Origin of the sequence: Enterovibrio litoreus, from assembly GCF_045679545.1 — a bacterium.
Classification (GTDB): Bacteria; Pseudomonadota; Gammaproteobacteria; order Enterobacterales; family Vibrionaceae; genus Enterovibrio.
On the sequence record NZ_CP166194.1, the window covers coordinates 1390261 to 1402456 of the forward strand.

The window sequence follows — 12196 nt, forward strand, 5'->3', positions numbered from 1 at the left end:
AGTGATGAATGGCGGTGGGATTAGCCCGCCACGGTAAAGTCGGTAGGAGAGAGATGAATACCCGTGCTTATGACAACAGCATGTTCAGCACGCCCACCAGAAATGACTTCCTCGCCCGAGACGAGCAAGGATTCGAAGATATCTTCGCCGGCTTCGCGCTCATAAACCATGATGAATTGGTCGGTTGTGGATATGCTTCCATCTTCGGCCCACGTCTTTTCTGTCATCGCAACAGGCTTTGTGTTGTCCCAGACTTTCTCGTAAGTCATGCCATCGAGTTGCCAATGTGGTTGGACAATTTTATTGTTTATCCAATCATTCCACGCTGCGTCGGTATCGACAGGTTTAGATTCGTAAAAATAGAACAGTTTTACTTCGCTCACATCGGCGTCACTGGTGCCAGATTGCAATACCTGAAAGTACCCGTCGTCATCGGTATAGAACCTGACCAATCGAGTTTGAGCATCCAGTTTGACTTCACCGACGGCTTTGATTATTTGAGTGCGTGAAGCCTGCTCAATGGCTAGAACTGGTTCCATCAGTCGAAACTTCAGGTCGTCGAGTTCAATCGCGCCACCCAATCGTAACCCGAGCACTTCAGGGGCGCTGTCTTCTGGTGGGGGAGTTACTTTGTTCTTCTTCAACCAACTAAACATATACAGTTCCGATAGTCAGGGTACATAAATGGGTGAACGTATCACCCATTTAGCAATTGATTGCTACTACTCTGCAAAGCGAGGCTACTGATAGTCATCATTGTATGTAAGCCAAGAGGTGACTGAACGGCTTGGACAGTCACCGTCGCAAAGTAGCTAAAGAGGCATAGCCTTCCTTGGTGAGGGCTATTTCTTCCCTAAAATACGAGCAAGTTCGTCTTCTGCAGATGCACTTTGACTTCCCGTGATACCTGCTTCGGACAGTTTTTTATCAAGGCTACTGCCCGATTGTTCTTGTTCGAGTTCTGTCGCGGCTTCGAATTGTGCTTGGCGCTCTTGCTGGCGATTTTTGATTCGCTCCAGCGATTCAACCGCAGTGTGCATTTTTGCGTTCGCACCTAAGTTTGTGTTCGACACCGCGGCCTGGGCACGCTGAACTGATTCATTCGCCTTAACCACATCCACTTGTTGCTCGAGTTGACGCAATTTATCTTTGGCCTGAGCAATGTTGGTTTTTAGCGATTTTTCTGATTGCGTGAACTGTTGCAGATAGATGTTCTCGGCATCTTGTTCGTTACGAAGTGTGGCGACGCGAGTCGCGCATTCGAGCGCCAGATCTTGCTGGCCCTTTTCCATGGCGGCACGTGCGTGTCCTTCATATTCGGCAATGCTGCTTTCAAAGCCTGCGACTTTTTGAGCGGAGAGTTTGCGCTTAGCAATAATCCCTACCAGTGCATTGTCTGAGCGTCGCAACTCTTCTTTTGCATCACGGATTTCTTGATCCAAAATACGTAATGCTTGATTGTCAGCAACCGCTTCTGCTGCTTCGGTTGCGCCACCTTTAATCGCCGTAAATAGCTTTTTCCATACGCTCATCGTGGTGCTTCCTTATAGGTAATCTTGGTACAGTTCGAGAAAGGCTTCGACATTACGAAACAGTGTGGCCACTTCAATCACGACAGTCTCTGCTTTTGATTGTGATGACAGTGATCCAAATGCGGCGTAATAGCTGTGTCCGCCGATTTCGTTTATGCCGATAGTGCTAAGAGGAAACATTTTGTGGGTGCGCAGTATGGTGTCATTTAAACCTGAAACGTCTTTTACTGCGTCTTGCGGGAATAGCAGTGCTTCAACAAGAATTTGCTCTCCGGCAACGGCCATAAATGCTTCGATACCATCCTCATTGGTTAAACATAAGGACTCTCCAGCGTCAGCGACACGCCAACCATCATGTTCAGCTAGCAGTGTTTGCAGATCGTTGAGTTGCCAGGTCATAGTGTTCCCTCTAATTTGGCTCGACGCTGAGCGCCAAAATAATAAAGATGCAGTAACCCACTGTTTATTAGTAGGCCTTGTCTTTAGTCGTCATCCTGATTCACCTGAAAACGACGTTACCCATTGCTTTAGGTGGATTTTTAGTCAATGCGTGTGGCGGAATTCCGACATGACATCAATTAGTAACATGTAAGTGGCTAAGAATAAACCAAACTAGACCGCTAACAAAGATCAACTCAGGGTATGCATTCTTAGTTTCTCAGAAACTGAACGTGTAACATGTTGAATACACGATGAAAGCGATAAAACGCGAAGAATTGTTTTGTTTACTCGCTGAAAATCCTGATATTGGTAAGACTTGTGATGAAATCAGAGATGGCTACCGAAAGTTTCCACAAGGAAGCCATGTTATTTTCTATCAACAAATTGGTAGCCAAAATATCCAGATCATCAGAATTTTGCATAAGAGTATGGATGTAAATGTAGTCACTGGCGTGTGACTTCGTTTTTCGTTGGCTTAGATAACATTGTTAAGAAAATCACACTAGGCAGATACGCAAATCTGCACAATAAAAAAGTTTTTTAACTAAAGAACGGAAACCTGCATATCGTCTTAAAACACCGTGATTTCTCACCTCATAAACGCCTCGGTGCTTTAATTTCTTCAGTCTAATCATCACAAGCCACTATCCGCAACTAACCCCAATGCTATCGCAATCCGGTTCTAAGTTTCCGACAAGCAACATGAATTTGACGTGGCTATGAAAAGATGTGCAAAAAAGACACCTCGAAAGGGGGAAGGGAACAGCGGTGCATTACCGCTCTCCCAGGCAGGGAGAACGGTAACAAGCGAGTATTAGCCAATGATGCTCAATGTAGCTTGTAAGATAATCAGATTGACGATGTCGATGAAAAACGCGCCAACAATCGGTACGACCATAAAGGCTTGTGGTGAAGGACCAAAGCGATTCACTACCGAGCCCATGTTCATCACGGCGGTCGGGGTTGCGCCTAGGCCAAACCCACAGTGTCCGCTGGCTATCACGGCGGCGTCGTAGTTTCTTCCCATCACGTGAAACGTGACAAAGTATGCGAACACGGCCAATACACATGATTGCACCAGCAAGATGACCAAGAAAGGAATTGCAAGGTCAAGTATGTTCCAAAGCTTGAGGCTCATGAGCGTCATGGCTAGGAACAGGGCGAGTGACACGGTACCGAGGATATCAACAGTTTCCATATCTACTTTTTTGACTTTGGATACTTCCAGCAAGTTGGTGATCACCACGCCAATGAAGAGCGCATAGACAAAGTCTGGGATCATGAGCCAGCTGATCTCGAAGCCGCGCACCCACTGCTCAAGGTATTTCGCGCCTGTCACACAAATTAACAGCACGAAGAGGGTTTCAATAACCGTTTTGGCGGTAACTTTGTCCTGCTCGTTTTCGTCATATGTGACCAGTTCAGGGAACTGTTCATGCGTGTTGTGGGTATTTCCATATTCAGATTTCAGGCGATTTTTATCGATCAAGCGCTGTGCAACTGGGCTGCCAATAATACCGCCGACAATGAGACCAAAGGTTGCAGATGCCATCGCAATCTCTAGTACGTTCTCAATACCATACATCTCTTGGAAGGTTTGTGCCCATGCTGCGCCTGTACCGTGCCCCCCTGAAAGGGTAATCGAGCCGGCAATCAGCCCCATTAAGGGGTCAAGCCCTAGCGTGCTGGCTAACGACACACCAATGGTGTTTTGTACCACGATATATAAAGAGGCAACACCCAAAAAAATCGAGACTTTTACGCCACCTTTGATGAGTTGGGTGTAGTTTGCGGCAAGGCCGACAGTAGCAAAAAACAACAACATAAAGGTTTTTTTAAGCGGCAGGTCAAAACTGAGTGCAATGCCATTTAGGTGCAAGACAGTAATAACGGATGCGATAACTAACCCACCAACAATGGGCTCAGGGATGTTGAACTGCTTTAGAAAGGGAAGCCTAGCATTAATAAAATGGCCAAGAAACAGCACGAAAATGGCGATAAGAAAAGACTCAAGGACGCCGACTGAAATTAGTTGATTCATATAGCCTCTGTGACCTCATCATCCTCCTTAATGCATGAGATTCTTCTTCTAAAATGACTTGAGTTCGCTAAATATCCGGTGTGAGCGTTGGCCTCCAAGGCACGACAACAAACGGGATACACTCATTTTGGGGGCGACGTTATCTCATATTACGTGACCAAACGCAGCATTCAACTGAGAAAATATTCAATTTTGCAGGTGTTTTAACCACTTTTGGGCCGATGTCGCCGAAAAATCAACCAGCCGCTTCCCGTTGCCCAAAAAGCTTATTCAGGAGTTGAAGCGGCAATGACTGCGAAGACAGCAATGTGGAATTAGGCTTAGAATTCGCTGATTGCTGGCTTAATATTCTGGCAGTGGAATCGCGTAACACGGCACATCAAGTCATCCTTGTTACGCGAAATCAGACCGTCAGTGTTGGTGCGGAATCAATCCGGCAATCATAAAGGTATGTGTCGCTAGCGCCTGACATTTTCTAGACGCCGCGCAACTGTTGTCGGCAATGGCGGCTTGTTGGGTATAAATCACTTCCCCTTCTTTGATCGTCGACAGCACGGTAACATCTGCCAGTTCTAGCGGGTTAATCTCTAATGGATTGTCCGACAGCAAGACCAAGTCCGCGACTTTACCGGTTTCAATCGAACCTTTGGTGTTCTCTTCGAAATGCTGATACGCCGCCCAAATGGTTTGTGCTTTTAGCGCTGTCATCGACGAAACTCGTTGGTCTTTGCCCAAAATACGACCACTTCGCGTGATTCGATTGACCGTTGCAGAGTAAACGCGCATCGAATTAGGAAATGCTACTGGCGCATCGTGGTGAGAGGTGAATATCATGTCGCGATCCAATGCCCAGCCGGTGGGTGAAATATTTTCAGCTCGCTCATCGCCGAGTACAGATTGTGCATGCCAATCACCCCAATAGAAGGTGTGCATGGGGAAGAAAGAGGGCATCACGTTGAGTTCTTTAAACGACTGCACCTGATCTTCCCGGGCGGTTTGCGCGTGAATCGCAACAAAGCGTCGCTCGCCTTCACCATATTTCTTCGTCGCGTTTTTAACGGCGCGGATATATTGGTCGATGGCAGCATCACCGTTAGCGTGCGTGAGCAGTTGCCAGCCGTTTTCCATCGCCATGCCGACATATTTTTCCGCTTCTTCGTCTGACATGATCGGGTAGCCTTCATAACCCGCCTTCTGACCTTCAGGCGGGATAAGATAGGGTTTGGTCAGCCATGCGGTTTTGCCTTGTGGCGAACCATCTAGCGTCAGTTTGACGCCGCCCACACGGAAACCATTGTTGTAACTTTGGCTGAGGTAAGGCGGTTTCATGATCTCGGTGCCGAGCTGAATATCTGTGTAGGCCACCACGTCCAGCAGCAGTTTCTTTTTCTGCGCAATGTCGTACATGGTTTTGACGCTGTCCGTCATGGTGCGACCTTCTTGTGCCGTGGTGTAGCCATATTTGGCGTACAACTCCATGCCTGCCTGAAACAGCAATTCGTTCTCGTCGGGGCTGATTTGCGTGAAGAGTGGGATCAAGGCGCCAAAAAACGCAGATTCTTCTAGTACGCCATTCGGCACGTCGCTATCAGGCATTCGACGAATCACACCGCCGGGCGGGTTCTTGCTGCTGGCGGTGAATCCAAGCATATCGAGTGCTTTGCTGTTCAATACCGCGAGGTGTCCTGATTGATGAATGATCAGAATGGGAACGTCTTTTGATACGGCGTCTAAGTCATAGCGGGTCGGGTGGAGTTGTTCTTTGAGTTGCGAATCGTCATACCCGAAACCAATGATGAAATCTTGCGCCTTGTTGGTGGGAATTTCAGCCCATTGACGAAGTGCGTTTTGCAGGCTGGGAATATCAGTCACAGGGCCATCGGGCGGAGAAAGCAAATTAGCAGATACGGCCTGAAGACCTGTGTTCATGACATGACCATGTGCATCAATAAACCCCGGTATCATGGTGATACCTTTAAGATCGACGACTTTGGTGCGTTTATCTGCGAGTTTTAGCACCTCTTCGTTGTTACCAACGGCCAGAATTTTGCCGTCGAGGATGGCCACGGCACTTGCATCAGGCTGTTTATCGTTGACGGTGATGACCTGAGCGTTATGGTAAATCGTATCGGCAAAGGGCATTGATGGGCTTTCAGCAAGCGCGGAAAAAGAGGCGGCGAGTGCCGTCAGCGTAAACAACGAGGCTTTCATGGGAGCTCCTTGATAGGTGGAAAGCGGGTGATGCCCGCTTATCATCTCTAGTCTATGCCGTGAGCCACCCAAAAGTCGTCTAGATTTTGATGCAATGTCTGACGCGCATCTTTCTCCAAGAAAGCCGCGTTTATTGCATTTCGCGTCAGTTGTACCAATTGTGCTTTGCTGGGGGAAAGTGCTTGATTGAGGGCGAGAAAATTGTCATTCATGTAGCCGCCAAAAAACGCGGGATCGTCAGAATTCACCGTCACGCAAAGCCCTTTGTTCAGCAGGTCGAGAATGTTGTGATCTTCCATGCGGTCAAACACGCGCAATTTGATATTTGATAGCGGACACACAGTAAGCGGCATTTGGGTGTCAGCCAGTTCTTTGACCAACTCAGGGTCTTGCACACATTGCACACCGTGATCGACACGGCTGACATGAAGCAAAGATATGGCATCACGAATATTACTGGCCGGGCCTTCTTCGCCTGCGTGTGCGACGGTTTTCAGCCCCAATGCTCTCGCTTCATTGAATACGCGGGTAAATTTGGCCGGCGGGTGGCCTAGTTCTGAGGAATCGAGTCCAATCCCTTTTAAGCGATGGAGGTGTGGCTTTGCATGCTCCAATGTGTCAAAGGCGGCTTCTTCAGAAAGGTGGCGTAAAAAGCACATAATGAGTTGGCTGCTAATACCGAGTTCTTTTTCACCTTGCCGCAACGCATGGTAAATACCGTTGATCACGGTATCAAAATCGATGCCACGGGCGGTATGCGTTTGCGGGTCAAAAAAGATTTCCGTGTGCATCACGTTGTCGGCTTTGCAACGCAGTAAATATGACCAGGTGAGATCAAAGAAGTCGCGCTCCGTGATTAACACATTGGCGCCTTGATAGTAGATATCGAGAAAAGACTGCAAATTGTGAAAGTGGTAAGCATCGCGTGCGTCTTCAATCGACGCATAAGGCAGTGTGATGCCGTTTCGTTCTGCCAATTCGAACATGAGGTCTGGCTCGAGTGTGCCTTCAATATGCAGGTGCAGTTCAACCTTGGGTAAGCGACGAATAAAGTCTTCCATAGTTCTCTCCCTCTCATGAAGCAAATTCATACCAATCCGTTTGCCATACAGTATAGTCGTTGTTGGATTTTCTGACTGATAGGTCAATTTTTTCAATAATGAAATCATTAATTTGATTGTGAAGAGCTCTTTGGTTACTTCACGGGTTGCTCCGTCACGGCTGACACCAATTGGTGTTGAAATTGCCTCGGTGCTTGCCCGACATGGCGGGTAAAAAATCGAGAGAAATAGCCAGGGTCTTTAAAGCCTAAGGTATAGCCAATCTCCTTCGCAGACAGTTGGGTAAACAATAATAATCGTTTGGCTTCGTCGATCAGCCGTTCATGAACAATGGCCAGTGCCTGCTGATCCGCGCTGCGCTGGCAGATTCGATTAAGCTGCCCTTGGCTCAAACCCAACTGATCGGCATAGCGTTTGACGCTCCAATGTTCGTTGTAATGGCTATCAACTAAAGCAACAAAGCGCTCAAAAATCGCGGTTTTGGTATCGGTAACTTGTCGCTGTTCATGGTTAACAACGGAACGGCTGAGCAAGATGAATAAGATCTTGAGGTATGCCCCAATCATCGACGATTGTCCCATCGCGCTACCTTGATATTCCCCTAGTAATCGCTCTCCAAGCGTTTTGATCTCGATAGCCTCTCGTGCGCATGTTGCAGAAATAGTCTGAGGTTCACGAAACAGTGTCGAGAGTGCTTGGCGCTCAGAATCATTGAACAAGCTCAACATAAAAGGCTGAGAAATCGACAGAATAAAACCCGTCACGCCCGGCTGGTGGACGAAACCATGCACTTCTTTGGCGGGAATAGAAAGTACGCAGCTTCCTTGATATTCAGCGCTGGCATCGCGAATTTGTGCATGCATGGAACCGGAGTCGAGCAACATCAATTGGTGCAGATTGTCATGACGATGAGGGTGGATTTCCCAGTTGTGTTTAGGCAGTGATTGCTCAAGCCGCGCGATATGCATGTAGTCCGGCGCATTGTCGGGCAACGCTTCGCCATACAGGAAATAGTGGGGGATGTTCGACATCACACTCGTGCCTCACAAGACAGTAATGTTAAAAATGTACAACAAAATGTAAAGAAGTTGAATTTATTGCGATCAGGTTCGCGTCTATTCTGTGTGCTCACCCAATGCAAAGGATAGTGAGTGATGCAGTCAATCCCTTACATGCAAATTCGAGGCGGCAGTTCAAAAGGACTTTATTTCCTTGCCAGCGATCTGCCCAGTGATAAAGCTAAGCGTAGCCAAGTCATCCTTGATGCAGTGGGACGTGACACGAGGCAAATTGATGGCTTAGGTGGCGCGCATCCTTTAACAAGCAAGGTCGCGATTGTGTCACCGTCGCAGCATGCAGACTGCGATGTGGATTATCTCTTCATGCAGGTTGTGGTGGGTGAAGACCGTGTCGATACCTCGCCAAATTGCGGCAACATTTTAGCGGGCGTCGGTGCGTTTGCGATTGAATCTGGCTTGATTGAAGCAAAGACCGAGGTCACGACGGTGCGAGTGCATATGCTCAACAGTGGCAATCGCTGTGACCTTGATATTCAAACCCCAGAAGGACGCGTGCTATACGAAGGTGATGCCGTTATTGATGGCGTACCCGGCACTGCCGCCCCCGTTATCTGCAACTACCAAGATATTGCAGGCTCAATCACTGGAGCGCTGCTTCCCACCGGCCGAGTTCGAGATACCTTTGCAGGCGTTGAGGTCACATGCATCGACAATGGCATGCCCGTGGTGGTGCTTCGCGCGCAAGATCTGGGTATCAGCGGCTATGAATCGGTTGATGCACTTAACGCGCACGAGACATTAAAAGCCAAGCTTGAGGTGATTCGTCTTGCCGCAGGCAGTGCGATGAATCTGGGCGATGTGACTGACAAAGTCGTGCCAAAAATGTGCCTGATCGCACCGCCACAACATGACGGCCATGTCTCTACACGCACCTTTATTCCCCAAGTGTGTCACTCGTCAATCGGCGTATTGGGCGCAGTATCCGTTGCCACGGCGTGTGCTTTGGCAGGCAGCATGGGTAACGACATCGCCTCTATTCCTGATGGGCAAATCAAACGCCTTTCCGTCGAACACCCATCCGGCGAATTTTCCATGACGCTGACCTTTGATGAGCATGGCAACGTCACCAAAGCCGGATTGCTAAGAACAGCCAGATTACTTGCCAAAGGCGAGTTGTATGTGCCCGAACTTACCCCGACAGCACGAGGAGTCATGGAATGACTAAACCCAGTTGTATGCCACCGGATAACAACACGCGCACACCGCGATTTGTCGCCCCGCCCAATGCCTGCGATGCCCATTGCCATGTGTTTGGCCCACATGCGCAATTCCCATACGCCGAAACGGCGACGTATTGGCCGCCTGATGCGGGCAAAGATGCGCTAAAGCGTGTTCATGACACGCTGGGTATTTCCCGTGCTGTGTTGGTGCAAGCAAGCTGCCACGGGCGAGATAACCGCGCCATGATGGACGCGATTGCGACCAGTAACGGCGCTTATCGTGGCGTGTGCATGGCTGACGACACGTTTACCGACAATGATTTTCAGGATCTTCATGAAGGGGGCGTTCGCGGTATTCGCTTCAATTTCGTGACCCACCTTGGTGGCGCACCCAACCTAGAAATGATGGAAAGGGTATTGAAGCGTGTGAAGCCGTTTGGTTGGCATTTGGTGATTCACGTCAACGCAGAAGACATTATTCGCTACGAAGCATTCTTCAACCGCTTCGACATGGACATCGTGGTTGATCACATGGGGCGCGTGCCAACCTCTGAAAGTGTCGGTCAAAAGGCGTATCAAATTCTTCTTGATTTTATGCAGCGTGATAACTGGTGGGTCAAAGTGTGCGGCTCTGAGCGCATCGCGATTGCGCCACCTTTTTATGATGCTGTGCCATATGCACAAGGGCTAGTGGAAGTCGCCCCTGATCGCATTCTATGGGGCACGGATTACCCGCATCCAAACATCAAAAAGCACATGCCAAATGATGCGGATTTGTTGGATCTCGTGCCATTGATTGCGCGTGACGAAGCCACGCAGAAGAAGATTTTGGTGGATAACCCAGCACGTCTCTACGGTTTTGACGAGTAAGGAAAGCAGTATGTCTATGAGAACAATCCAAGGCGTCGCCGTTCGACACATTGAACGAGCTGACAAGGCGGTATTGGAAGGGCTCGCCGAATGCGGAAGCGCGACTGTGCATGAAGCCCAAGCGCGCACAGGCAACCTTAACCCTAACCTGCGTCCTATTTATTCTGGTGCGCAAATCGCGGGCAGTGCCGTGACGGTGTTGGCACAACCTGGCGACAACTGGATGGTGCACGTGGCGATTGAGTTGTGTCAGCCCGGCGATGTGCTGGTGATCGCAACCACCTCACCGTGTACAGACGGCTATTTCGGTGATTTGTTAGCAACCTCTGCCCAAGCGCGTGGCGTGCAAGGGCTGATCATCGACGCGGGTGTGCGTGACACCAAAGATCTAACAGAAATGAAATTCCCCGTGTGGTCAAAAGCCGTGTCTATCAAAGGTACAGTGAAAGCGACATTGGGGTCGGTGAACGTGCCCGTGGTTTGTGGCAATCAACCGATTTATGCCGGCGATGTGATTGTGGCAGATGACGATGGCGTGTGTGTGGTGCCGAGAGACCATGCAGGAACGGTTTTAGCCGCCGCAAAAGCACGTGTGGCGTTAGAAGAAGAAAAACGACAAATGCTTGAGAGCGGCATTTTGGGGTTAGACATGTACAACATGCGGCCTAAGTTGGAACAAGCCGGCTTTCGCTATGTAGATGGTTTGGAGGATTTGGAATGAGCAAGGATACGCTGATTATTGATTGTCATGGTCACTACACCACAGCACCGAATGCGCTGGGTGAATACCGTGATCAACAGAAAGCTGAACTGGCAACCGATCCTCTGTTCGATCACGTCAAAGGCGTGGTGAGCATTTCTGATGACCAAATCCGAGACAGCCTTGAAGGTGCGCAACTGAAACTGCAAAACGAGCGCGGCACGGACGTGACCATTTTCTCGCCGCGTGCAAGTTGGATGGGGCATCACATTGGCAATCAGACCACCAGTAAATATTGGACTGAGCATTGTAATGAGCTGATTTATCGCATCACAGAACTGTATCCACAGAATTTCATTGGCGCAGCGCAATTACCGCAATCGCCCGAGGCCGACTTAACTGCGAGTGCAGCAGAACTTGAGCGATGCGTGAAAGAGTTTGGGTTTGTCGGCTGTAATTTAAGCCCTGACCCTTCAGGGGGCTACTGGACCGCACCGCCGCTGGATGATGAGTTCTACTACCCCATTTACGAAAAAATGTGCGAGCTAGATGTGCCTGCCATGATTCATGTGAGTGGCTGTTGTCACCCGTGTTTCCACACCACGGGCTCTCATTATCTCGGCTCAGACACCACGGCATTCCAACAGCTGATGATGTCAAAAACCTTGTTTGAAGACTTCCCTGAATTGAAGTTTATCGTGCCCCATGGTGGCGGCGCTGTGCCATATCATTGGGGACGTTTCCGTGGTCTGTGCGACATGTTCGGCTTGCCAGCACTAAATGACATCATGGAAAAAAATATCTTCTTTGATACTTGTGTCTACCACCAAGAAGGTATCGATTTGCTGCTTGAAGTCGTGCCAACGGAAAACATTCTGTTTGCCTCTGAGATGATTGGCGCGGTGCGTGGGATAGACTCGCAAACGGGTCACTTCTTTGACGACACCAAACGCTATATCGATGGTTCTAAACTTAGCGATGAAGATAAAGCGAAGATTTTCAATGGAAATACGCGTCGAGTATTCTCTCGATTAGATGCCAGACTGAAAGAAGTCGGTTTGATTTAATGTGCGATATTTGAGCGTTATTTGAGCGTTATTT

At 48.9% G+C, this 12196-nt stretch carries 11 protein-coding genes and 1 pseudogene; 5 read left to right on the forward strand and 7 right to left on the reverse strand.

All coding sequences use genetic code 11. The annotated features are described in order from the left end of the window. Positions 1 to 20: 20 nt before the first annotated feature. The 3 genes from AB8599_RS06125 to AB8599_RS06135 form a co-directional block, all read right to left on the reverse strand. A complete protein-coding gene (locus AB8599_RS06125) occupies positions 21 to 656 on the reverse strand; it encodes a YjfK family protein (protein ID WP_407332865.1) in 636 nt (211 codons plus the stop codon). Positions 657 to 842: 186 nt separating this feature from the next. Then, on the reverse strand, positions 843 to 1532 hold the full coding sequence (locus tag AB8599_RS06130; protein WP_407332866.1) for a PspA/IM30 family protein: 690 nt from the start codon (positions 1530 to 1532) through the stop codon (positions 843 to 845). Between the two features lie 12 nt (positions 1533 to 1544). Next, positions 1545 to 1931, reverse strand: a complete 387-nt coding sequence (locus AB8599_RS06135; protein WP_407332867.1) for a DUF2170 family protein — start codon at positions 1929 to 1931, stop codon at positions 1545 to 1547. A 311-nt stretch (positions 1932 to 2242) separates the two neighbouring features. Here AB8599_RS06135 and AB8599_RS06140 point away from each other — a divergent pair. Next, positions 2243 to 2431: pseudogene (locus AB8599_RS06140) on the forward strand (type II toxin-antitoxin system RelE/ParE family toxin); the annotation flags it as partial. Between the two features lie 356 nt (positions 2432 to 2787). Here the strand turns inward: AB8599_RS06140 and gltS are convergent. The 4 genes from gltS to AB8599_RS06160 form a co-directional block, all read right to left on the reverse strand. After that, on the reverse strand, positions 2788 to 4014 hold the full coding sequence (gene gltS / locus AB8599_RS06145; protein ID WP_407332868.1) for a sodium/glutamate symporter: 1227 nt from the start codon (positions 4012 to 4014) through the stop codon (positions 2788 to 2790). 411 nt (positions 4015 to 4425) lie between these two features. Continuing rightward, positions 4426 to 6225: an amidohydrolase gene (locus tag AB8599_RS06150; protein ID WP_407332869.1), complete on the reverse strand. Its 1800-nt coding sequence runs from the start codon at positions 6223 to 6225 to the stop codon at positions 4426 to 4428. A 47-nt stretch (positions 6226 to 6272) separates the two neighbouring features. Continuing rightward, the gene (locus AB8599_RS06155; RefSeq protein ID WP_407332870.1) at positions 6273 to 7286 is read right to left on the reverse strand and encodes an adenosine deaminase; all 1014 of its coding nucleotides are present in this window, start codon (positions 7284 to 7286) and stop codon (positions 6273 to 6275) included. Positions 7287 to 7420: 134 nt separating this feature from the next. Further along, complete coding sequence (locus AB8599_RS06160) at positions 7421 to 8317, reverse strand: helix-turn-helix domain-containing protein (RefSeq protein ID WP_407332871.1); 897 nt, start codon at positions 8315 to 8317, stop codon at positions 7421 to 7423. A 123-nt stretch (positions 8318 to 8440) separates the two neighbouring features. On the opposite strand from AB8599_RS06160, the gene AB8599_RS06165 reads away from it, so the two are divergent. Genes AB8599_RS06165 through AB8599_RS06180 form a run of 4 tightly spaced genes read left to right on the forward strand, consistent with a single transcriptional unit; the run spans position 8441 to position 12162 of the window. Beyond that, positions 8441 to 9526 (forward strand): 4-oxalomesaconate tautomerase, encoded by a 1086-nt coding sequence (locus AB8599_RS06165; RefSeq protein ID WP_407333185.1) that lies wholly within the window; start codon positions 8441 to 8443, stop codon positions 9524 to 9526. Further along, positions 9523 to 10395, forward strand: a complete 873-nt coding sequence (locus AB8599_RS06170; RefSeq protein WP_407332872.1) for an amidohydrolase family protein — start codon at positions 9523 to 9525, stop codon at positions 10393 to 10395. The genes AB8599_RS06165 and AB8599_RS06170 overlap by 4 nt, the downstream gene beginning before the upstream one ends. Positions 10396 to 10405: 10 nt before the next feature. Beyond that, the gene (locus AB8599_RS06175) at positions 10406 to 11116 is read left to right on the forward strand and encodes a 4-carboxy-4-hydroxy-2-oxoadipate aldolase/oxaloacetate decarboxylase (RefSeq protein WP_407332873.1); all 711 of its coding nucleotides are present in this window, start codon (positions 10406 to 10408) and stop codon (positions 11114 to 11116) included. Beyond that, the gene (locus AB8599_RS06180) at positions 11113 to 12162 is read left to right on the forward strand and encodes an amidohydrolase family protein (RefSeq protein WP_407332874.1); all 1050 of its coding nucleotides are present in this window, start codon (positions 11113 to 11115) and stop codon (positions 12160 to 12162) included. The genes AB8599_RS06175 and AB8599_RS06180 overlap by 4 nt, the downstream gene beginning before the upstream one ends. Positions 12163 to 12196: the final 34 nt, after the last annotated feature.